The sequence below is a fragment of the Ruegeria sp. H8 genome (assembly GCF_056532905.1).
On sequence record NZ_JBQFNY010000001.1, the window covers coordinates 780229 to 801141 of the forward strand.

A 20913-nucleotide genomic window follows, 5' to 3' on the forward strand; every position below is an offset into this window, starting at 1 on the left:
GATGCCGGTTCCGTTTTTCTTTGAAAGACGCAACCTGCGCCGTCTTGACCCTTTCCACACGCGCGCGCTTGCCCTACAAGGCGCGCAATCTCGGCCCACTTGGACACAGGACAGAAGATGCAAGAGCCCGCCATCACACCCGATCTGATTGCCGCACACGGGCTCAAGCCCGAGGAATATGACATGATCCTCGAGATCATCGGGCGTGAACCTACTTTCACGGAGCTCGGCATTTTCTCGGCCATGTGGAACGAGCACTGTTCCTACAAATCTTCGAAGAGATGGCTGCGCGCCCTGCCCACCTCTGGGCCCCAGGTGATCTGCGGACCCGGTGAAAACGCAGGCGTGGTGGACATTGGCGACGGTCAGGCCGTGGTCTTCAAGATGGAAAGCCACAACCACCCGTCTTACATCGAACCCTATCAGGGTGCGGCGACCGGCGTGGGGGGCATCCTGCGCGACGTCTTTACCATGGGCGCGCGTCCCATTGCTTCGATGAACGCATTGTCCTTTGGCGAACCCGGCCATCACAAGACCCGTCAACTGGTCAACGGCGTGGTCGAGGGCATCGGTGGCTATGGCAACTGCTTCGGCGTGCCTTGCGTCGGTGGCGAAGTGCGCTTTCACCCCGCATACAATGGCAACTGCCTTGTGAATGCATTTGCAGCCGGTCTGGCCGACAGCGACAAGATCTTCTACTCGGCCGCGTCGGGCGTGGGTATGCCAGTCGTCTATCTGGGCGCAAAAACCGGGCGAGATGGCGTGGGCGGCGCCACCATGGCATCCGCCGAATTCGACGACACGATCGAAGAAAAGCGCCCCACCGTTCAGGTCGGCGACCCCTTCACCGAAAAACGCCTGATGGAGGCGACGCTGGAACTGATGCAGACCGGTGCGGTGATCTCGATCCAGGACATGGGCGCGGCGGGCCTGACCTGCTCGGCCGTTGAAATGGGTGACAAGGGTGGCCTTGGCGTGCGTCTTGATCTGGAAAACGTTCCTCAGCGCGAAGAAAACATGACAGCCTATGAAATGATGCTGTCCGAGTCTCAGGAGCGTATGCTGATGGTCCTCAAGCCCGAGCTTGAGGCCGAGGCCCGCGCCGTGTTCGAAAAATGGGATCTTGATTTCGCAATCGTTGGCGAAACCATTGCCGAAGACCGCTTTCTGATCATGCATAACGGTGAAGTCAAAGCCGATCTGGTTCTGTCCAAACTGTCTTCCACCGCGCCGGAATACGACCGCCCATGGGAGCCTACGCCACAGGCCGAGGAACTGGCCGAAGTGCCCCAGATCGACCCGATTGATGGGCTGCGCGCCCTGCTCGCATCGCCCAATTACGCCGGCAAGCAGTGGGTCTATGAACAATACGACACCATGGTGATGGCGGATTCCGTCCGCACGCCGGGTCTGGGTGCGGGCCTGGTCCGCGTCCACGGGACCGACAAGGTGCTTGCCTTCACATCCGACGTGACCCCGCGCTATGTGCGCGCAAACCCTTTCGAGGGCGGCAAACAAGCCGTGGCCGAAGCCTATCGCAACCTGACCGCCGTCGGAGCCAAGCCGCTGGCCACCACGGACAACCTGAACTTCGGCAACCCCGAAAAGCCCGAGATCATGGGCCAGTTTGTCGGTGCCATACAGGGCATCGGCGCCGCAGTCGGCGCGTTGGATATGCCGATCGTGTCGGGCAACGTCTCTCTGTACAATGAGACCGACGGACAGGCCATTCTGCCGACCCCCACCATTGGCGCAGTCGGCTTGTTGCAGCACTCGGACGAGGTCATCGGCAACGAGGTGCGCGAAGGCCACGTCGTGCTGGTGATCGGTGAAACCAAGGGGCATCTGGGTCAATCCGCCCTTCTGGCCGAGGTGTTCAACCGCGAAGACGGCGACGCCCCGCATGTCGATCTGGATGCCGAAAAGCGCAACGGTGATTTCATCCGCGCCAACCGCGAGATGATCAAGGCCTGCACCGACCTCAGCGATGGCGGCATCGCTCTGGCTGCCTTCGAACTGGCAGAAGCCGCAGGCGTTGGCGTATGTCTTGACGACGCCCCGACTGAATTCCTGTTCGGTGAAGATCAGGCCCGCTATCTTGTAGCGTGCAATTTCGATCAGGCCGAGGCATTGATGATTGCGGCCGGTCAGGCCGGCGTTCCACTGAATGCGGTTGGTCGTTTCACCGGCGATACGGTGAAGATCGGCAGCTCGGAAGCCTCGCTTGATGAACTTGCCGCGATTTACCGCAACAGTTTTGCCGAAGCCGTCGCCTGACAACGCCACACGAATGCCAATCGAAACCCGCGCTGTGAGCCGGTGCGGGATTGGTTGTTTTCGCATGTGCCAATGCTCTTGCACGCCCGGTTCATGCGCTCTACATCTTGGGAAAGACCTTCTGGAGTTACCTACATGCCGATGAGCGCCCACGAAATCGAACACCTGCTGCGCGAAGCCTTTCCCGACGCCGAGATTCAGGTCGGCGGAAATGACGGTGTTCATATGTCTGCCATGGTGGTGGACGAAAGCTTTCGCGGAAAAAACCGGGTCCAACAGCAACGCGCCGTTTATGCGGCTCTGAAAGGCAAGATGGATGGCCCGGATGGAGAGTTGCACGCGCTGGCGCTGACCACCAAAGTGCCGGAGTAAAATGGAACATGCGATTGTAATCTCAATTGCGGTCACTGTCTTTGTCGTGCTTGTCGCGCTATTGGCTTGGAGCCGATCCAAAAACGAACCGAAACCAAAGCGTGGATCGCTTCCTGGGATAGGTTACCGCACAATCCACGCAAACTATGATTTAGGCGGGTCTGGCGGAGGGCATTCCGCGCAATATCGTGTCCCCTAAGACCCTCAAGACTACGCCAAAGCTATGATGCCGAAGAGCAAAGGAAACGCAAAATGACCGATGTGAAAACCCAGATCGACGAAACCGTCAAAGCCAATGACGTGGTGCTGTACATGAAAGGCACCAAGGAGATGCCACAATGTGGTTTCTCGTCCCGCGTGGCCGGCGTACTGAACTATATGGGCGTCGAATACACCGACGTGAACGTTCTGGCCGACGAAGACGTGCGTCAGGGCATCAAGGATTATTCCGACTGGCCGACCGTGCCGCAGCTGTATGTCAAAGGCGAATTCGTAGGCGGTTGCGACATCATCACCGAGATGACCCTTTCGGGTGAGCTGGACACGCTTTTTGATGAAAACGGTGTCGGCTACAACAAGGAAGCAGCCGACAAAATCCGCGAAGCAAACGCGTGATCCTGCCTATCGGCTGGAACAGTCCCGATAAATCGCCTGCTCATTGGCGGCGCCCGCCGCCAAATAGCTGATCGACGCGTTCCAGCCTTTTGAGCGCAGGATATAGGTTCCTTCGGCTCCGAGAGATTCATAGCGGATGCCCGATCCGCTTTCGACCTGGCGCATCGCGACCAGAGTATTGTCCACCATCGTCGCCGCCGCGCCTGAACCGTCGGGCGCGTTGAAATAGGTCACCGGCAACGGCACGCCGTCCTCGCAGGTAAAGGTGACAGACAGAATGTCGATTTCGGCGAGTGCCGCTGTTGCCGGAAAAACAAGCAAAGCACCGCAGAAGAAATTGCGCAGATAGGTCATTGTGCCTTCTTCTCCTCGACGACCGAAGCCAGCGCTTCCGCACGTGCTGCCAGCTCGGCCAGCGTATCCGTGACGGATGGCGGCACCACCGCGACTTCAATACGTTCAGGTTCCGGCGCGGGCGCGTTTCTCAGCGATTGAAGCTCGGCCTCGGCCTCGGCCAGCCTGGCCTCCAGCGACTTGACCTTGTCTTCCGTCGCCGCCGTCTTGTCAGCCAGCAGCAGACCGGCCATCAGCAACATTCGCGCTTCCGGCATCCGCCCAATCTGATCGGACAGAACCTGCGCTTCGTCATCCAGCATTTTGGCGGCCGCGTGCAGAAAGGGTTCTTCCCCGTCCCGGCAGGACACGTCAAAACCCCGCCCGCCAATATGAATGGTTACCTCGGGCATTACTCTACCTCACCTTCTACAAGTTTTGCCTGCGACAGCAGAGGTTCCAACCGTGCCAACACGGCCTGCGCTTCGGCGGCGTCCGAAGCCTGCGCCGCGCGCGTCGCCTCTAGCTCGGCAACGGTGGCGCGGTTCAGCAATTCAGCGTCCGTCAGCCCTTCTGCGGCGGCGGAACGCAACTCTTCGACCGAATTCCGCAACTGCTCGTTCGCCTTGCGCATACGTTGCAGATCGTCATCCAGCCGGGACATCGCAGCACCATGGCTGGCCCGTTCGGCCCGCAGCATCTCAAGCTCGGCGCTCAGATCATTGACCCGTACCGTATCTTCAAGCTCTGCCTTGAGGCGGCTGTTTTCCGCCTCGACTTCTTTTGCCTGAGCAAGCAATTCACGCAATTGCTCAAGTTCGGCTTTCACCGCCGAAGGATCTTCGATGCCGTCAAGTTCGGTGCGCAGCCTTTCGTTCTCGGCCTTCAACGCGTCCAGTTCGGCACTGTTGTCCAAGGCCGCCTTGGCCTCGGCCAGCTCGGCGCGGGCCGCTTCGACAGACGCGATTTTCGCCCGGGCTTCCTCCAGCTCTGCGCGCAGCGCATCCGCGTCTGGGGCATCCGCTGGTTCCGTGCGCAACTCTTCCAGATCAGCACGCAACGCGTCCACTTGTTTTTCGTGCTGCTCTTTCAGGGTCTTCAGTCGTTCCTGAAGCTGCGCATTGGCAACTCTTTCGTCTTCAAGTTCGGCCTGAAGCCTCTCATTTACTTCAGCATTCCGGGACGCACCGCCCAACCCTTCGACGCCCGCACTGATACGGTCCATCGCAGCAATAATGCGTTGCTGTAGTTCCTCTAACTGGCTCATGCCCCTGTCACCTCTTTATCAAGGTTCATTCTGTCGCGAAGTGATCCGAATCAAAACCGAATCCCGCTTGCCGACAGTCTAACGGAATGCGACAGAAAATACCCACTGTTTGGTTTCAATCACTTGGGCCGCGCTCTTCACCTATCGGGCGTTGCCAAAGCCCGGTTCCGCTTGCACTTTGGGTGCTGAATGGTATTGAGCGCGCAATCTGCTTTTTATCCAAAGGAACAACGCCCGTGGACCTGACTGCGCTGCGCAAAGCCAACCCCGAACACTGGGACAAAGCTGCGGCCATCCGCACCCTGACCCTTGACGCCGTCGCCGCCGCAAATTCCGGCCATTCCGGCATGCCCATGGGCATGGCCGATGTTGCGACCGTTCTGTTCGAAAAGCACCTGAAATTCGACGCCTCGGCCCCGAACTGGCCGGACCGCGATCGGTTCATCCTGTCGGCTGGTCACGGTTCGATGCTGGTCTATTCACTTCTCTATCTCACCGGTCATGCCGACGTGACGCTGGAAGAGATCAAGAATTTCCGCCAGTTGGGCGCCAAGACCGCGGGCCACCCTGAAAACTTTCTGATCGACGGTGTTGAAACCACGACCGGCCCGCTTGGTCAGGGTATCTCGAACGCCGTGGGTTTTGCCATGGCCGAGGAAATCCAGCGCGCGCATTACGGCAAGAAGGTCGTGGATCACTATACTTACGTGATCGCGGGCGACGGCTGTCTGATGGAAGGTGTCAGTCAGGAAGCGATCACATTGGCCGGCCGTCATGAGCTGAGCAAACTGATCGTCTTCTGGGACAACAACAACATCACCATCGACGGCACTGTCGATATCGCCGATCGCACCGATCAGGTCCGCCGGTTTGCGGCCTCTGGCTGGCACGTGATTGAGATCGACGGTCATGACCCCAAAGCCATCGATGCGGCCATTGTTCAGGCGAAAAAATCCAAGAAACCAACCATGATCGCCTGTGAAACCCATATCGCTCTGGGTCATGCTGCGCAGGACACCTCGAAAGGTCATGGCGCATTGACGGATCAGGATCAACTGAAAGCCGCGAAAGAGGCCTATGGCTGGCCGCACGACACATTCGAAGTTCCAGCCAACGTCAAATCCGCTTGGGAAGCCATTGGTGCACGTGGCACAGACGAACGTGCTGCTTGGGAAGAACGTTTTGCCCAGCTTTCCGAGAGGAAGCAGGCCGAATTCAAACGCGCCTATGCATTTGAGGCCCCCAAGCGGTTGGCTGGCGCCATTCGTGCGTTCAAAAAACAGATGTCTGAAGAACAGCCGAAACTGGCCACCCGCGCCTCGTCCGAAAAAGTTCTGAACGTCGTGAACCCGATCATGACCGAGACCGTTGGGGGCTCGGCCGACCTGACCGGATCGAACAACACAAAATCGGCTGATATGGGCGTGTTCCTGCCGGAAAACCGCAAGGGCCGCTATATCCACTACGGCATTCGCGAACACGGCATGGCCGCTGCGATGAACGGCATGGCGCTGCACGGCGGTATCCGCCCCTATGGCGGTACCTTCATGGCCTTCACCGATTATGCCCGCCCATCCATGCGGCTGGCGGCACTGATGAAGATCCCGTCGGTTTTCGTAATGACCCATGACTCGATCGGTCTGGGCGAGGACGGCCCGACCCACCAGCCGGTGGAACATCTGGCCATCTCGCGCGCGACGCCAAACACCTATGTGTTCCGCCCCGCCGATACGGTTGAGACGGCAGAAGCCTGGGAACTTGCGCTGACCTTCAAGGACAGCCCCTCGGTCCTGTCGCTGACGCGCCAGGGCGTGCCGACCGTGCGCAAGGATCACAAGACCAAGAACCTGACCGCACAAGGCGCCTATGTTCTGGCCGAGGCCGAGGGCAAGCGTCAGGCGATCCTGATTGCAACTGGTTCAGAGGTTTCGCTGGCCATGGAAGCCAAAGCGATGCTCGAAGCCGAAGGCATCGGCACCCGCGTCGTCTCGATGCCCTGCATGGAGCTGTTCGCGCAGCAGGACGTAGCCTATCGCAAGCGGGTACTGCCCGCCGGTCCGGTCCGCGTCGGCATCGAGGCCGCCGTGCGCGCTGGTGGCTGGGATCGCTGGCTGCTGGGCGAGCGTGGCCGCGAAGCCAAGGCAGGCTTCATCGGCATGTCCAGCTTTGGCGCCTCGGCCCCTGCCGGTGAGCTGTACAAGCATTTCGGCATCACGGCCGAAGCAACCGTGGCCAAGGTCAAGGAACTGTTGGGACTGTAAAACAGTCCCTTCTGATCGAGCAAAGGGCGGCCTTGGCCGCCCTTTTCATTTTGGTTTCAATGCGTTTCGGATTTGCTGAACAGGGGCATGATTATCTTGGTCGCCACCGGGATCAAAACCAATCCCCAGGCCAAACCAAATACGCCATCCATCGTGGCCTTGGATACCCACTCAACCGCACCAACCCATTGATCAGACACGGAATGCCCAATGGCATATGCCCAATCGTGGATATGATGGCCCAGCCAGCCAAAGCCCAGAACTTCCATCCCGTGGATGACGATCGAGCCCCCCACCCACAGCATCGCTGCAGTTCCGACAATGGACAGTGTTTTCATCACTCCGGGCATTGCCTTGACCAACCCTCGGCCCAAACCGCGACCGATAGGTGTCGGCGCGTTCTGCGCCAGATAAAGCCCCACATCATCCATTTTCACGATCAACGCGACGGACCCATAGACGGCCACCGTCACGCCGATCCCGACAACGGCCAGCGTCGCGGCCTGCATCCACAGGTTCGGGGCTTCGATCGCCGCCAATGCAATGGTCATGATCTCGGCAGACAGAATGAAATCAGTCTTGATGGCGCCCTTGACCTTTTGCTCCTCCAGGTGGCCCGGATCGCGGTTTTTCATGTCGTCCTCAATCACATGGCTGCCATGAGGAAACAGCACATGAAAAATCTTCTCGGCCCCTTCAAAACATAAATATGACCCGCCAAGCATCAACAAGGGCGTGATCAGCCACGGCGCAAAATTGGCCAGCAACAAGGCGACGGGCAGCAAGAGTATGATCTTGTTGAAGATCGACCCGCGCGCAATGCGCCAGATGATCGGCAACTCGCGCGCGGGGGCGAAACCTTGCACGTATTTCGGCGTCACTGCTGCGTCATCTATGATCACACCGGCGGTTTTGGCCCCCGCTTTGCCTGCCGCCGCAACCACATCGTCCACTGATGCCGCCGCAACTTTGGCAATGCCCGCCACATCATCCAACAGGGCCAAAAGACCACTCATCGCGTTTCCCTTCAATCTGCTGTCGCCAACCGGACCCTACCTGATCCAACGGCTAGCGCAAGCGTTAGCGCAACCGGCGCAGGTTTGCGCTAACACCTTAAAAATATGCCGTTTTTGCCCTTTTGAGATTCCCTTTTCGCCGTTATATGGCCCTCAAAGCAAGCGCATCTGGAGACGTCATATGACCATCAAGGTCGGTATCAATGGTTTTGGCCGTATTGGCCGCTGCACCCTGTCGCACATCGCCGCGTCCGGGCGCAACGACATCGAAGTGATCAAAGTCAACGCAACTGGCCCGTTGGAAACCTCGGCTCATCTGCTGAAATATGACAGTGTTCACGGGCGTTTTCCGCGCGACGTCACCATTGACGGCAATACCATGGATCTGGGTCGCGGCCCGATGCAGATGTTCTCGACCTACGACATGACCGAGTTGGACTGGGAAGGCTGTGACGTCGTTCTTGAATGCACCGGCAAGTTCAACGATGGCCTGAAGGCCAAAACGCATCTGGAACGTGGTGCTGGCAAGGTACTGCTGTCGGCTCCGGGCAAAAACGTGGACAAGACCATCGTTTTCGGTGTCAATCACAACACGCTGGCCGCCAATGACAACATGGTTTCGAACGGTTCGTGCACGACCAACTGCCTCGCCCCACTGGCCAAGGTGCTGGACGAGGGCGTGGGCATCGAACACGGCATCATGACGACCATCCACGCCTACACAGGCGACCAGCCGACACTGGACCGCCGCCACAGCGACCTCTACCGCGCCCGCGCTGCTGCAATGTCGATGATCCCGACCTCGACCGGCGCCGCCAAGGCGCTGGGTGAAGTTCTGCCAAACCTGAAGGGCCGTTTGGACGGGTCCGCCATTCGCGTCCCCACCCCAAATGTTTCGGCGGTGGACCTGACGTTCCGTGCCTCACGCGACACAAGCACCGCTGAAATCAACGCGATCGTCGAAGAGGCCGCCAAGGGCCCGATGCAGCGCGTTCTGGGATATGAGCCAGCTCCGCTGGTGTCGACCGACTTCAACCACACCGAGGAAAGCTCGATCTTTGCACCGGATCAGACCCGCGTTGTCGATGACCGCATGGTCCGCGTTCTGGCCTGGTACGACAATGAATGGGGCTTCTCGGTCCGTATGGCCGACGTAGCTGTTGCGATGGGCCGCCTTAACTGACCCTTCGGACTTCGCTTGTACCTTGATGCCCGCTCAGGTTATCTGAGCGGGCATTTTACGTTCGGGACAGCCATGACCAACCAAATCGCTATCTGGCTCGGCCTTCTTCTGCTCTGCGGTATCATGCTGGATGTGACGCTTTTTGGCACCGAACATCTGCTTTTCCTCGGAAAGAAACTTTACGACTTTCTGGACTGGCTCGCTTTCTGGCGCTGACAGAGGTTTTCCTTGACATTTCGCTTGATCTGTCATTGTTAGCGCTAACTCATCTTGCTGAGACATTTGGACGGAGCAGACCATGACCTTGAAACTGGCGATCAACGGATTTGGACGGATCGGGCGCGGGGTTCTGCGCGCGGTGATGGAAAGCGGACGTACGGACGTTGAGATCGTCGCGATCAACGATCTTGGCAAACCCGAAATGAACGCGCACCTGTTTGAATTTGACAGCGTTCACGGCCGCTACCCCAACCCGGTTACGCTAAGCGATGCAGGTCTGGACGTGGGTCGTGGACCAATTCGGCTGAGCAGCGAGCGCAACCCCGAGGATCTGCCCTGGTCGGATATTGACGTCGTTCTGGAATGTACCGGTGTGTTCCGTACGCGCGAAGCGGCGGAACGTCACTTCAAAAACGGATCCCGGAAAGTTCTGATCTCTGCTCCGGCCAGAGGTGACGGCGGTGTGAAAACCATCGTCTTTGGCGTCAACGATGGCGAGCTGACCGCCGATGATCTGGTGGTGTCAAACGCGTCTTGCACCACCAACTGCCTGTCTCCTGTTGCTGCCGCTCTGGATGCCGGCCTTGGTATCAAGCACGGCAATATGACCACTGTTCACGCTTACACTGCCAGCCAGCCGGTGCATGATACAGTGGGAAAAGATCCCTACCTGTCCCGAGCGGCGGCGCTGTCGATGATCCCTACGACAACCGGTGCGGCCGCTGCCGTGGGGCTGGTGCTGCCGCAACTCAAAGGGAAACTGACCGGTCAGGCCATCCGCGTTCCAACCCCGAATGTCTCGGTCGTTGATCTTGTGGCCGAGGTTTCACGCCCGACGACCGAAGAAGAGGTCAACCAACTGTTCGTCGATGCGGCTGCCAAAATCCCCGGCGTTCTTGCCGCGGAAAGCCGTCCTCTGGTTTCCATCGACTTCAATCACGACCCGCACAGCTCGACCGTTTCACTGGCTGAAACCAAAGTCACTGATGGCACGCTGGTTCGTGTGCTGGCGTGGTATGACAATGAATGGGGCTTTTCGAACCGGATGCTGGATACGGCGGCTGCAATGGGTGCCCTAGCCTAACCTTTTTTTCAGCGCATCATTGACACGGGGCGTGACGAATTTCGACACGTCCCCGTTCAGCCGGGCGATTTCCTTCACCAGCTTGGACGCGATTGCCTGATGGCGCGCTTCGGCCATCAGGAACACGGTCTCGATCGAATCGTCCAGAGCCCGGTTCATGCCGACCATCTGAAACTCGTATTCGAAATCGGCAACCGCCCGCAGGCCGCGCACGATGATTTGCGCGCCTACATCCCGCGCACAATCAATCAGCAGGTTTTCGAAGGGATGCGCGATGATTTCGGTTCCGGTCTGCTCGGACAACCGGGCGCATTCCGCTTCGATCATGGCCACGCGCTCTTCCAGCGAGAATAGAGGGCCCTTGTCCCGGTTGATGGCCACACCGATAACCAGTTTGTCCACCAAAGCTGCCGCCCGACGGATGATATCGATGTGCCCCATGGTGATGGGATCAAAGGTTCCAGGATACAATCCAACCCGCATCGCGCCCTCCTGCGCAACAAAATTTCTGCGCAAGCAAACATAACTTTGCTGCAGGTGCAAGTGATTGCTTGGGCAACCCTTGTCGTCAGTGCCCCATTATCATGCCTTCAAGGGCATCTTTTTCCATCGCAAGTTCGGAAAGCTGAGCCTTTACCACATCACCCAAAGTGACAATGCCTACGAGTTTTCCATCTTCAACCACCGGCATGTGGCGAAAGCGGCCCTCTGTCATACGGGACATGATGTCTTCCACGGTGGTCTGGCGCGTCGCCGTGACGAGGTCTTGGGTCATATAAGACTTTACTGGTTGGTTCAGGCAACCACTGCCGCTGGCCGCCAGTTCCCGGACGATATCGCGTTCCGAAAGGATGCCAACCGCGGTATTGCCACCATCGTCGGAAACAACGACCGTACCGATGCGCTTGTCCGCAAGAATCTTCGAGGCCTCTGAGACTGTCGCCGTTGACGCCACGGTCACGACACCATCTGTCGCTTTGGACTTCAGGATGGCCTGAACTAGCATGAAGAATACCTCCGGAATAATAACACTTATTCCAAAGCGTTGCGCGATTGCCGCGACCTGTCAAGCGTCGGGGCCTGCTTCCAAACGAAGCACTTCATCGCGAATACCGCGTGTCAGGGCATCCGCAAAGCGGTTCAACCGCTCGTTGCGCTGGTCACCCTGATGCCTGACCAGATAGAAGCTGCGCGTCAAACTCACTTGATCCGTCAGGATTTTCCGAAGCCCCGGGTGGAACGGCAACGTGAAATCATGCGCCACGCAAACCCCTGTTCCCAGGCAGACCTGCCGCAGTTGAACCGATACCGAATTCGATGCAAGAGCGACACGGTCAACGCCAATGTCATTCAGGTAGTCAAGTTCCCGGTCAAAGATCATATCAGGGATATAGCCGATCAACCTGTGGCCCTTCAGGTCAGCTATGCTCTCGATCGGATCATGTCGCTTCAGATACTCTTCGGTCGCGACCATGTGCAGCTTGTAGTCGCTGATTTTCTTCACCAGCAGCTGACCGGCGGTCGGCGCACTGACCGTAACCGCCATATCCGCCTCGCGACGGGACAGGTTGATCACACGCGGAAGCGCAAGGATCTGTATGTCCAGATCAGGGTTTGCGTCGCTGATTTTGGCACACACCTGCGGCAGCAGATAGTTGGCACTGCCGTCCGGCGCGCCAATCCTGATTTGCCCGCTCAGGGTTTTCGTTGGTCCTGTTACCGCCCCGGCCGCCGCGCGCATCGCCTCTTCTGCGTGCAGCCCGTGTTCCAACAGCCGCTGTCCCGCCGGGGTCAGAACATAGCCTTGCTGCGACTTGGTGAACAATGTGGAATCCAGCGTTGCCTCAAGGCGCGCAATGCGTCGACCGACGGTGGCAGGGTCGATCTTCAGGATACGACCAGCGGAAGACAGGCTTTCCTCGCGCGCGACAGCCAGGAAAATCCGCATATCATCCCAATTTGGGGTCATTTTGATCCCTTTTGCATTTTTGCAAAACTCTTTTGAGACATTGCCTCTGTTCGCGGGATTTCTGCAAGCCTATTCTGCGCGCAAATCTATCGGAGGAGCTATTGATGCAAGACCTGACCCATTTCCTGAACGGCGAAATGGTCGCCGGAACGTCCGGTCGTTTCGACGACGTCTACAACCCGGCAACGGGTGAAGTTCAATACAAGTGCCCGATGGCCAGTGCAGCGGAAACCACCGCCGCAATCGAGGCCGCCGCCGCCGCCCAGCCCGCATGGGGCGCAACCAACCCGCAGAAACGCGCGCGCGTCATGATGGCCATGGTCGGCCTGATGAACCGCGACATGGACAAACTGGCCGAAGCGCTGAGCCGCGAGCACGGCAAAACCATCCCCGACGCCAAGGGTGATTTGCAGCGTGGTCTGGAAGTGATCGAATACTGCATTGGCGCACCGCAGATGCTGAAGGGTGAGTTTACCGACAGCGCGGGCCCCGGCATTGACATGTATTCCATGCGCCAGCCTTTGGGTGTTGTCGGCTCGATCATGCCGTTCAACTTTCCGGCCATGATGCCGCTCTGGCACGTTGGCCCTGCTCTGGCCTGCGGTAACGCCGTTGTTCTGAAACCGTCCGAACGCGACCCGTCCGTACCCCTGATGCTGGCTGAACTGTTCGTCGAAGCCGGCTTGCCCAAAGGCGTTTTCCAGGTCGTGAACGGCGACAAGGAAGCTGTCGACACCATCCTCGACAGCGAGATCATCCAGGGCGTCAGCTTTGTGGGTTCAACCCCGATCGCACAGTATATCTACAGCCGCGCAACCGCGAATGGGAAACGAGCACAGTGCTTCGGCGGTGCCAAGAACCACATGATCGTCATGCCCGACGCCGATCTGGATCAGGCGGCGGACGCGCTGGTTGGCGCCGGTTTCGGTGCGGCCGGCGAACGTTGCATGGCCGTTTCGGTGGCTGTTCCCGTGGGCGAAGAGACCGCGGACGCACTGATCGAAAAACTGGTGCCGCGCATCGAAAAGCTGAAGGTTGGCCCCTATACCGCCGGCGATGATGTCGACATGGGCCCGGTTGTGACCGCCGCCGCGAAACAGCGCATTCTGGGCCTGATCAATTCAGGCGTGGAACAGGGTGCGAAACTGGTTGTCGACAACCGCGACTTCAGCCTGCAAGGCTATGAAGACGGCTTCTTTGTCGGCCCCCACCTGTTCGACCACGTGACGCCCGAGATGGACATCTACAAACAGGAAATCTTTGGTCCGGTTCTGTCCACCGTGCGCGCGGGTTCGTACGAAGAGGCCCTTAAGCTGGCCATGGATCACGAATACGGCAACGGCACCGCGATCTTTACCCGCGATGGCGATACCGCACGCGACTTTGCCAGTCGCGTGAACATCGGAATGGTCGGCATCAATGTTCCGATCCCGGTTCCGCTGGCCTATCACACCTTCGGTGGTTGGAAGAAATCCATGTTCGGCGATCTGAACCAGCACGGCCCAGACAGCTTCAAGTTCTACACCCGCACCAAAACCGTGACCGCACGCTGGCCGTCGGGCATCAAGGAAGGTGGCGAGTTCAACTTCAAGGCCATGGACTGATCCCACGTTTTCCTGACGCTTGAAGCCCGGCCTGTTCAACGGCCGGGCTTTTTGCATCTTTCCGCCGAAAACCTGCTTTCATCCAATCGGTCACAGGAAATTCAAGTGGTTCACTCTGGAAAAATTCTACCAACACCCATATTTTGGCGTGAACGATGTACTGAGCAGTGAACTTATCGGAGGCAACCTTGTCCCAATCCCATATGACCCGTCGCTCTGCCTTGCTGGGCGTGGCCTCTTTGGTGGCAACACCTGCCCTTGTTCGGGCACAAAGCACGGATGCTTTCCCGGAAACGGAAGAGGCGATCAGTACGCAATTGCCAGTCCGACGCAATATATCGTCCTTCTCGCAGCAGAACTGGCAGGACCATTTCGATGAATTGGGCGTTGGTTGCCTGTTGGCCGATATCACCAGCCGCGCCGTCCATTACTGGGGGCCTGACGGCACATACAAACTGTACCCAAGTTCCGTGCCCATGAGCGAAGAGCTTACCAAACGCGGATACACGAAAGTAGTGCGCAAAACCGAATTCCCAAGCTGGACACCTACGGCATCGATGCGCGAACGTGATCCTTCGCTGCCTCTTCGGATGGAAGGTGGCGATCCCGGCAACCCACTGGGAACCCGCGCCATGTATCTGGGTTGGCCTGCCTATCTTGTCCATGGCACGCATGATACCCGCAAGATCGGTCGTCAGAGCTCGTCAGGTTGCATTGGCCTGTACAACCAGCATGTAGAAGAGCTGTATCCGCTGGTAAAAGTCGGCACGCAGGTCAGATTGGTCTGATTCACCCTCTCTGAAAAGCAAAAGCCCCAGTCAATCGCCGGGGCTTTCTTGTCTTTGGAAGACGGCGTTTATTCCGGCAGGATCACGGCATCGACGACGTGGATGACGCCATTACTGGCTTCGATGTCGGCCTGTACGACCTTGGCGTCGTTCACTTTCACGCCGTTTTTGGCGTTGACGCTCAGCCGGTCGCCCTGAACAGTCAGGACCTTGGCGCGTTTGCCGGCGATATCACCGGACATAACCTTGGCCGGTACCACGTGATAGGTCAGGATCGCGACCAGTTGATCTTTGTTTTCTGGTTTCAAAAGCGTCTCGACAGTGCCTTCAGGAAGCGCAGCAAAGGCTTCGTCTGTGGGTGCAAATACGGTGAACGGACCTTCTCCTTTCAGGGTGTCAACCAAGCCTGCAGCCTGAACGGCGGCGACCAGAGTGTTGAACGACCCGGCGGCAACGGCGGTGTCGACGATATCAGCGGCCTGAGCCTTGAGCGGCATAGCAAAAGCAAGTGCGGCGGCTGCGCCCATGAATGTACGACGGAACATAGCTGTCTTCTCCTCTCCAGCGTGTTATGGAAAGGGTTACGGACCTTTTGCCGCAATGGATCACTTTGGTTTCAGTTTTCTTTGAGCTGCACCCAGATGCTTTGCGCCCGCCCCTCGGCCAGGAACGGCAAGGCAACAACGGCATCAGGCCGATCCTGTTGCAGGTAATATCCCGGCCAAAGCATTGAATACGCGCCAGATTGCAGCAAGCTGTGCAATACGTACTGCTCTCCCCAGCCCGGGCAATCATAGAAGAAGCGCTTGGGATACTCGTAGGGCAAAAAAACATCGTGAACGTGGATCACCACCCCGGGATTCAGCGACGGTATAATGCGGCAGAACAGATGGGCGACATCGTTGCTCATCCGTACGACATGGCTGGAGTCGATGAACAGAATGTCTCCGGCCTCCAGCTCTGCGAACAGTGCCGGGTCTGTTTCTTCAAGACGTTTTTGTTCGAACCGGTCGACCACATGGGCGATATCGGCGCGTGGGTACGGATCAACCGCGGTAATGGTGGTATCCAGATTGCCATCGATGATTGCCTGACGGGTCACACGGGTGGAATTGCCGCAACCGACCTCGATCACGCGTTTGGGCTGAAAACGGCGGATCATCAGATACAACGCATCCGCATCCGGGCTGTCATAGTAACCATTGCCCGTACGATAACCGGTCTGGTTGCGTGCGGGATCTTTCAGCGCCTCCAGGGCGGCTTTGTGACGCTCGTATTCCGCCACAAGTTGAGAGATGTCGAACCCTTCCATCCCTGGCGACAACGCATAAGCGGGGCGCGTCAACCCTCCCGCCGCTTCGAAGGCTTCCAGCCGCGCCCGTTCATCCTGTTCCGCAACTCTGTCGACCAGTTTCACCCCCAATTCTTCAAGGGCGGCGTTGATCTTCGGGAATTTTCTGGGTTTCAAGGCGCTGGCTCCGCGATCTGTGATGCAATGTTCCTTACCGTTGCGAACCGTTTCTCTGCAAGGGCAAGCCTGTCAAACCCTTGGCAAAACGTAAATTTCCGTATTCACTGATGGGACTGACAACTGCGAGGGGCCCCATGCAGCAGGAATTTACACTCGGGATCGAAGAAGAATACCTGTTGGTGGATCGTGACAGCCTGCAATTGTCCGAAGCCCCCGAAGCGCTGATGGCGGCCTGCCAAAGCGATTTCGAAGGTCAGGTCAGCCCCGAGTTCCTGCAATGTCAAATCGAGGTTGGAACCAGACCGCACGCCACGGTCGCTTCGGCGCGCGAAGACCTGAAGCGGCTGCGGTCATGCGTGTCGAAACGGGCTGCTGAATACAACCTGTCCCCTATCGCCGTCTCGTGCCACCCTTTTGCCAACTGGAAGGATCAACACCACACGCGGAAAGAACGCTATGACGCGCTGCAACATGCATTGGGCGGCGTTGCCCGGCGGATGCTGATCTGCGGGATGCATGTACATGTCGGGGTCGAGGACCCTGCCTTGCGTGCCGATCTGATGCCGCAACTGTCATACTTTCTTCCTCATCTTCTGGCGTTTTCCACATCTTCGCCCTATTGGAACGGCGAGGATACCGGCCTGTCTTCATACCGGCTGACGGTGTTCGACAACCTGCCCCGCACCGGGCTGCCACCCGTGTTCGCCAGCTGGGGCGAGTACGAACGGAACACGGGCATTCTGGTCGAGCTTGGGGTCATCGAAGACACCACCAAGATTTGGTGGGATCTACGCCCCTCACATCGTTTCCCAACTTTGGAAACGCGGATCATGGATGTTCAACCCCGTCTGGAACACACTTTGTCGTTGGCCGCACTGGTTCAGGCATTGACCCGGATGCTGTGCCGTCTGAAAGACCGCAACCTGCGCTGGAGGCAATATGATCGTTTCCTGATCGGTGAAAACCGCTGGCGCGCACAGCGCTACGGAGTGGGCGAAGGGCTGATCGATTTCGGCGACCGTTCGGTCAAGCCCATGTCTGAACTGATCGGCGACCTCATGGGGTTGTTGGCAGAAGACACCGAAGCACTTGGCACGATGACCGAGCTTGCACGGCTCAGGCAGATTGCTGAAAACGGCACTTCCGCCACGCGCCAACGCCGTATTCATGCCGAGGCATCAGCGCGCGGTGATGATCCGGGGCAAGCCGTCGTGCGCCACCTGATCGAGGAATTTCACGCCGATCTCTGAACGTTTCCGGCTTGTGACCAGTTTCAACCGACTCATTGTTGCGCCTGCAAAATTTCTGTAAGAATTCAGAAATAAACAACCGTTCAATTCAATGCCGACGGGAGGGAGCGTCATGGATTTCGCACTCAGCGAGGAGCAAACAGCCATATTCGACATGGCGCACGCGTTCGGGCAGGAAAACATCGCCCCCTTTGCGCGCCAGTGGGAGGTGGACGGAACCATTCCCAAAACCCTGTGGCCCCAGATAGGCGAGCTTGGTTTCGGCGCGCTGTACGTATCCGAGGAAAGCGGAGGGTCAAATCTGACCCGCTTGGATGCCACGCTGGTTTTCGAGGCGCTGTCGATGGCCTGCCCCTCGGTCGCCGCCTTCCTGTCGATCCACAACATGTGCGCCAAGATGTTGGACAATTTCGCAGATGATGACCTAAAGGCGCGCATTATGCCGGATGTTCTGAGCCTGAATACGGTTCTGAGCTATTGCCTGACGGAACCCGGTTCCGGCTCTGACGCGGCGGCCTTGAAAACCCGCGCCGAACGCACCAACGAAGGATATACGTTGAACGGTACCAAGGCGTTCATTTCGGGCGGTGGCTATTCGGATGCCTATGTTTGCATGGTACGCACCGGTCAGGACGGGCCCAAGGGGATCTCGACCGTCTATGTCGAGGACGGCACGCCGGGGCTCAGCTTTGGGGCGCTGGAACAGAAAATGGGCTGGAAAAGCCAACCCACTGCGCAGGTTCAGTTCGACGACTGCAAAATTCCCGCAGGCAACCTCGTGGGCACCGAAGGCGACGGCTTCAAATACGCGATGATGGGCCTCGATGGCGGGCGACTCAATATCGCGGCCTGTTCTCTTGGGGCTGCTCAGGCCGGGCTGGATATGACCCTGCAATACATGTCCGAGCGCAAGGCGTTCGGCCAATCCATCGATCAGTTCCAGGCCCTTCAGTTCCGTCTGGCGGATATGGAGATCGAATTACAGGCGGCACGCACCTTCCTGCGTCAGGCGGCATGGAAACTGGACAACGGCGCGCCCGATGCCACGAAATTCTGTGCCATGGCGAAGAAATTCGTAACCGAAGCCGGGTCGAAAGTGGTGGATCAGTGCCTGCAACTGCATGGCGGGTACGGATATCTTGCGGATTACGGCATCGAAAAGCTTGTGCGCGATCTTCGCGTTCATCAGATTTTGGAAGGCACGAACGAGATTATGCGCGTGATCGTCGCGCGCCAACTGCTCGCCAGTCGCTGAGGCCCCGATGTCAGACATTGAAATCCGCACCACAGGCCGTGCCGGTCGCATCACCCTGACCCGCCCCCATGCGCTGAACGCGTTGAGCTATGACATGTGCATGGCCATCGACACGGCGATGCGCAACTGGCGGGAAGACGATGCCGTTGACCTGATCGTTCTGGACGCTGAAGGAGAAAAAGCCTTTTGTGCAGGGGGTGACATTGCCGAACTTTATGAAACGGGCACCAAGGGCAATTATGCGTATGGTCAGAAGTTCTGGCGTGATGAATATCGTCTGAATGCCCTTATCTTCGAATATCCCAAACCAGTCATCAGTTTTCTTCAGGGGTTTACCATGGGCGGGGGTGTCGGCATCGGCTGCCATGGCAGCCACCGTGTCGTCGGAGAAAGCTCCAGGATTGCCATGCCCGAATGCTCGATTGGCTTGATTCCGGATGTCGGCGGATCACTGATGCTGGCCCTTGCACCGGGGCGACTGGGTGAATTCCTGGGGACCACGGGCTTCAGGATGGGGCCTGCGGACGCGATCTTTGCGGGGTTTGCCGACCATTTCATCCCCCAGTCGCAATGGTCTGACCTGATCGAAATTCTGGAAGCGTCTGGAAATGCCGAACTGGTGGCCGAACATTCCGAAACGCCACCCAATGGTGAATTGGCAGGGGCGCTGACGGACATCGACAATCATTTTTCCGGTGAAACTCTGGGCGACATCCTGATCAGCCTGCGCAATGACGGTCAGGAATTTGCAGACAAAACTCTGGAAAAAATAACGAAAAACGCACCGCTTTCCATGGCCTGCACGATCGAGATGCTGCACCGTCTGCGTGGCCCCTCTCTGACCATGCGGCGCGCGTTGGAAATGGAATACCGTTTTACCCACCGGGCGATGGAGCATGGTGACTTTCTGGAAGGTATCCGCGCGCAGATCATAGACAAAGACCGCAACCCGAACTGGCAGTTTTCCGATACGGACGTCCCGCTGGTGGCCGTCTCGAAAATGTTGCAGCCATTGGGTGCGGACACCCTGACATTCGAGGAGGACTGAGAGATGCAGATCGGGTTCATAGGACTGGGAAACATGGGGGCGCCCATGGCGGCCAATCTGACAAAGGCCGGCCATCAGGTTCTCGGGTTCGACACGTCCGGCGTCGCCGTTGACGGGGTGACTCAAGCCGGTACCGCGACCGAAGCCGTCGCCTCTGCCGATGCCGTCATAACCATGCTGCCGAATGGCGCCATCCTGCGGGCCGTTGCAGATCAGATCATTCCCGCCATGGCGAAGGGTGCCGTGCTGATCGATTGCTCGACAGTTGACGTGGACAGCGCACGCGCAGTCGCGGAACAGGCCAGCGGCGCGGGTCTCCTGTTCGTTGACGCTCCGGTTTCGGGGGGAGTCGGCGGCGCGGCAGGTGGCACCCTGACATTCATGGCCGGCGGGTCAGACGACGCCTTTGCAAAGGCGGCTCCTCTGTTCGACATCATGGGGCAGAAAGCGGTTCATTGCGGCGAAGCCGGAGCCGGCCAGGCCGCCAAGATCTGCAACAACATGATCCTCGGCGTGACCATGATCGCCACGTGCGAGGCCTTTGCCCTGGCCGACAAACTGGGTCTGGACCGCCAAAAGATGTTCGATGTGGTCAGCACCTCATCCGGGTACAGCTGGACGATGAACGCCTATTGCCCTGCCCCGGGCGTTGGCCCGCAAAGCCCTGCCGACAATGACTATACTCCTGGATTTGCAGCCGAGTTGATGCTGAAGGACCTGCGCCTCAGCCAACAGGCCGCATCCAGTGCGGATGCAGATACACCGATGGGACAGGCCGCGACTGCTCTTTACGAGCAATTCGTCGAAAACGAGGACGGTCTGGGCCGCGATTTCAGCGCCATGCTGCCTCGGTTTGAAAAGCGTGGGCGAAGTTGATCCAAGTCATATTCCACCCGCGGAA

22 protein-coding genes are annotated in these 20913 nt (G+C 58.3%); 13 read left to right on the forward strand and 9 right to left on the reverse strand.

Annotated elements, in window-relative coordinates; translation table 11 throughout:
- The first annotated feature begins 117 nt into the window (after positions 1-117).
- From purL to grxD, 3 genes are all read left to right on the forward strand, one after another.
- A complete protein-coding gene (gene purL, locus ACR0A2_RS03860; protein ID WP_480834103.1) occupies positions 118-2277 on the forward strand; it encodes a phosphoribosylformylglycinamidine synthase subunit PurL in 2160 nt (719 codons plus the stop codon).
- A gap of 135 nt (positions 2278-2412) precedes the next feature.
- Positions 2413-2649: a BolA/IbaG family iron-sulfur metabolism protein gene (locus tag ACR0A2_RS03865; RefSeq protein WP_152457878.1), complete on the forward strand. Its 237-nt coding sequence runs from the start codon at positions 2413-2415 to the stop codon at positions 2647-2649.
- Positions 2650-2901: 252 nt separating this feature from the next.
- Positions 2902-3264, forward strand: coding sequence for a Grx4 family monothiol glutaredoxin (gene grxD / locus ACR0A2_RS03870; protein ID WP_171116094.1), 363 nt, complete (start codon positions 2902-2904; stop codon positions 3262-3264).
- Positions 3265-3270: 6 nt separating this feature from the next.
- On the opposite strand, the gene ACR0A2_RS03875 is transcribed toward grxD, so the two are convergent.
- The 3 genes from ACR0A2_RS03875 to ACR0A2_RS03885 are packed head-to-tail and all read right to left on the reverse strand — an operon-like array spanning position 3271 to position 4864.
- Positions 3271-3618, reverse strand: a complete 348-nt coding sequence (locus ACR0A2_RS03875; protein WP_480834105.1) for an MliC family protein — start codon at positions 3616-3618, stop codon at positions 3271-3273.
- Complete coding sequence (locus ACR0A2_RS03880; protein WP_171116096.1) at positions 3615-4010, reverse strand: cell division protein ZapA; 396 nt, start codon at positions 4008-4010, stop codon at positions 3615-3617. Before ACR0A2_RS03880 ends, ACR0A2_RS03875 begins: the two co-directional genes overlap by 4 nt.
- Positions 4010-4864, reverse strand: a complete 855-nt coding sequence (locus ACR0A2_RS03885) for a hypothetical protein (RefSeq protein ID WP_480834106.1) — start codon at positions 4862-4864, stop codon at positions 4010-4012. The genes ACR0A2_RS03880 and ACR0A2_RS03885 overlap by 1 nt, the downstream gene beginning before the upstream one ends.
- Before the next feature lie 236 nt (positions 4865-5100).
- On the opposite strand from ACR0A2_RS03885, the gene tkt reads away from it, so the two are divergent.
- Positions 5101-7125: a transketolase gene (tkt, locus tag ACR0A2_RS03890; protein ID WP_480834107.1), complete on the forward strand. Its 2025-nt coding sequence runs from the start codon at positions 5101-5103 to the stop codon at positions 7123-7125.
- Positions 7126-7181: 56 nt separating this feature from the next.
- Here tkt and ACR0A2_RS03895 read toward each other — a convergent pair whose 3' ends face one another.
- Positions 7182-8141 (reverse strand): DUF808 domain-containing protein, encoded by a 960-nt coding sequence (locus ACR0A2_RS03895; protein ID WP_171231698.1) that lies wholly within the window; start codon positions 8139-8141, stop codon positions 7182-7184.
- A gap of 181 nt (positions 8142-8322) precedes the next feature.
- On the opposite strand from ACR0A2_RS03895, the gene gap (ACR0A2_RS03900) reads away from it, so the two are divergent.
- From gap (ACR0A2_RS03900) to gap (ACR0A2_RS03910), 3 genes are all read left to right on the forward strand, one after another.
- Positions 8323-9324: a type I glyceraldehyde-3-phosphate dehydrogenase gene (gene gap, locus ACR0A2_RS03900; protein WP_152457871.1), complete on the forward strand. Its 1002-nt coding sequence runs from the start codon at positions 8323-8325 to the stop codon at positions 9322-9324.
- A 72-nt stretch (positions 9325-9396) separates the two neighbouring features.
- Positions 9397-9540, forward strand: a complete 144-nt coding sequence (locus ACR0A2_RS03905) for a hypothetical protein (protein ID WP_480834108.1) — start codon at positions 9397-9399, stop codon at positions 9538-9540.
- A gap of 82 nt (positions 9541-9622) precedes the next feature.
- On the forward strand, positions 9623-10627 hold the full coding sequence (gene gap, locus ACR0A2_RS03910; RefSeq protein ID WP_152457870.1) for a type I glyceraldehyde-3-phosphate dehydrogenase: 1005 nt from the start codon (positions 9623-9625) through the stop codon (positions 10625-10627).
- On the opposite strand, the gene coaD is transcribed toward gap (ACR0A2_RS03910), so the two are convergent.
- From coaD to ACR0A2_RS03925, 3 genes are all read right to left on the reverse strand, one after another.
- Positions 10619-11110 carry a pantetheine-phosphate adenylyltransferase gene (coaD, locus tag ACR0A2_RS03915; protein ID WP_152457869.1) on the reverse strand — a complete coding sequence of 164 codons (492 nt, stop codon included), beginning with the start codon at positions 11108-11110 and terminating at the stop codon, positions 10619-10621. The genes gap (ACR0A2_RS03910) and coaD overlap by 9 nt on opposite strands.
- Before the next feature lie 85 nt (positions 11111-11195).
- Positions 11196-11633 (reverse strand): CBS domain-containing protein, encoded by a 438-nt coding sequence (locus tag ACR0A2_RS03920; protein WP_171116112.1) that lies wholly within the window; start codon positions 11631-11633, stop codon positions 11196-11198.
- Positions 11634-11693: 60 nt separating this feature from the next.
- Positions 11694-12596, reverse strand: coding sequence for a LysR family transcriptional regulator (locus ACR0A2_RS03925; protein ID WP_480834110.1), 903 nt, complete (start codon positions 12594-12596; stop codon positions 11694-11696).
- 104 nt (positions 12597-12700) lie between these two features.
- On the opposite strand from ACR0A2_RS03925, the gene ACR0A2_RS03930 reads away from it, so the two are divergent.
- Positions 12701-14200, forward strand: a complete 1500-nt coding sequence (locus ACR0A2_RS03930) for a CoA-acylating methylmalonate-semialdehyde dehydrogenase (protein WP_152457866.1) — start codon at positions 12701-12703, stop codon at positions 14198-14200.
- Between the two features lie 203 nt (positions 14201-14403).
- Positions 14404-14988 carry a L,D-transpeptidase gene (locus tag ACR0A2_RS03935; RefSeq protein ID WP_480618819.1) on the forward strand — a complete coding sequence of 195 codons (585 nt, stop codon included), beginning with the start codon at positions 14404-14406 and terminating at the stop codon, positions 14986-14988.
- A gap of 68 nt (positions 14989-15056) precedes the next feature.
- Here the strand turns inward: ACR0A2_RS03935 and ACR0A2_RS03940 are convergent, their stop codons facing one another.
- Both ACR0A2_RS03940 and ACR0A2_RS03945 read right to left on the reverse strand, forming a co-directional pair.
- Positions 15057-15533 carry a fasciclin domain-containing protein gene (locus tag ACR0A2_RS03940; protein WP_170344465.1) on the reverse strand — a complete coding sequence of 159 codons (477 nt, stop codon included), beginning with the start codon at positions 15531-15533 and terminating at the stop codon, positions 15057-15059.
- A gap of 71 nt (positions 15534-15604) precedes the next feature.
- Positions 15605-16456: a class I SAM-dependent methyltransferase gene (locus ACR0A2_RS03945; RefSeq protein ID WP_171228679.1), complete on the reverse strand. Its 852-nt coding sequence runs from the start codon at positions 16454-16456 to the stop codon at positions 15605-15607.
- A gap of 137 nt (positions 16457-16593) precedes the next feature.
- Here ACR0A2_RS03945 and ACR0A2_RS03950 point away from each other — a divergent pair, with 137 nt between their 5' ends.
- The 4 genes from ACR0A2_RS03950 (at position 16594) to mmsB (ending at position 20888) form a co-directional block, all read left to right on the forward strand.
- Positions 16594-17709: a carboxylate-amine ligase gene (locus ACR0A2_RS03950; protein WP_480834111.1), complete on the forward strand. Its 1116-nt coding sequence runs from the start codon at positions 16594-16596 to the stop codon at positions 17707-17709.
- A 112-nt stretch (positions 17710-17821) separates the two neighbouring features.
- Positions 17822-18964, forward strand: a complete 1143-nt coding sequence (locus ACR0A2_RS03955) for an acyl-CoA dehydrogenase family protein (protein WP_480834112.1) — start codon at positions 17822-17824, stop codon at positions 18962-18964.
- 7 nt (positions 18965-18971) lie between these two features.
- Positions 18972-20012 carry an enoyl-CoA hydratase/isomerase family protein gene (locus tag ACR0A2_RS03960; protein WP_480834113.1) on the forward strand — a complete coding sequence of 347 codons (1041 nt, stop codon included), beginning with the start codon at positions 18972-18974 and terminating at the stop codon, positions 20010-20012.
- 3 nt (positions 20013-20015) lie between these two features.
- Positions 20016-20888, forward strand: coding sequence for a 3-hydroxyisobutyrate dehydrogenase (mmsB, locus tag ACR0A2_RS03965; RefSeq protein ID WP_480834114.1), 873 nt, complete (start codon positions 20016-20018; stop codon positions 20886-20888).
- Positions 20889-20913 lie beyond the last annotated feature (25 nt).

Coding starts and splice junctions, on each gene's coding strand:
- ACR0A2_RS03875 (WP_480834105.1), bottom strand. CDS start 3,618: ATGACCTATCTGCGCAATTTCTTCTGCGGTGCTTTGCTTGTTTTTCCG.
- mmsB (WP_480834114.1), top strand. CDS start 20,016: ATGCAGATCGGGTTCATAGGACTGGGAAACATGGGGGCGCCCATGGCG.
- ACR0A2_RS03930 (WP_152457866.1), top strand. CDS start 12,701: ATGCAAGACCTGACCCATTTCCTGAACGGCGAAATGGTCGCCGGAACG.
- gap (WP_152457870.1), top strand. CDS start 9,623: ATGACCTTGAAACTGGCGATCAACGGATTTGGACGGATCGGGCGCGGG.
- ACR0A2_RS03895 (WP_171231698.1), bottom strand. CDS start 8,141: ATGAGTGGTCTTTTGGCCCTGTTGGATGATGTGGCGGGCATTGCCAAA.
- ACR0A2_RS03960 (WP_480834113.1), top strand. CDS start 18,972: ATGTCAGACATTGAAATCCGCACCACAGGCCGTGCCGGTCGCATCACC.
- ACR0A2_RS03865 (WP_152457878.1), top strand. CDS start 2,413: ATGCCGATGAGCGCCCACGAAATCGAACACCTGCTGCGCGAAGCCTTT.
- ACR0A2_RS03885 (WP_480834106.1), bottom strand. CDS start 4,864: ATGAGCCAGTTAGAGGAACTACAGCAACGCATTATTGCTGCGATGGAC.
- ACR0A2_RS03955 (WP_480834112.1), top strand. CDS start 17,822: ATGGATTTCGCACTCAGCGAGGAGCAAACAGCCATATTCGACATGGCG.
- ACR0A2_RS03950 (WP_480834111.1), top strand. CDS start 16,594: ATGCAGCAGGAATTTACACTCGGGATCGAAGAAGAATACCTGTTGGTG.
- gap (WP_152457871.1), top strand. CDS start 8,323: ATGACCATCAAGGTCGGTATCAATGGTTTTGGCCGTATTGGCCGCTGC.
- ACR0A2_RS03925 (WP_480834110.1), bottom strand. CDS start 12,596: ATGACCCCAAATTGGGATGATATGCGGATTTTCCTGGCTGTCGCGCGC.
- ACR0A2_RS03880 (WP_171116096.1), bottom strand. CDS start 4,010: ATGCCCGAGGTAACCATTCATATTGGCGGGCGGGGTTTTGACGTGTCC.
- ACR0A2_RS03940 (WP_170344465.1), bottom strand. CDS start 15,533: ATGTTCCGTCGTACATTCATGGGCGCAGCCGCCGCACTTGCTTTTGCT.
- grxD (WP_171116094.1), top strand. CDS start 2,902: ATGACCGATGTGAAAACCCAGATCGACGAAACCGTCAAAGCCAATGAC.
- purL (WP_480834103.1), top strand. CDS start 118: ATGCAAGAGCCCGCCATCACACCCGATCTGATTGCCGCACACGGGCTC.
- ACR0A2_RS03920 (WP_171116112.1), bottom strand. CDS start 11,633: ATGCTAGTTCAGGCCATCCTGAAGTCCAAAGCGACAGATGGTGTCGTG.
- coaD (WP_152457869.1), bottom strand. CDS start 11,110: ATGCGGGTTGGATTGTATCCTGGAACCTTTGATCCCATCACCATGGGG.
- ACR0A2_RS03935 (WP_480618819.1), top strand. CDS start 14,404: ATGACCCGTCGCTCTGCCTTGCTGGGCGTGGCCTCTTTGGTGGCAACA.
- ACR0A2_RS03905 (WP_480834108.1), top strand. CDS start 9,397: ATGACCAACCAAATCGCTATCTGGCTCGGCCTTCTTCTGCTCTGCGGT.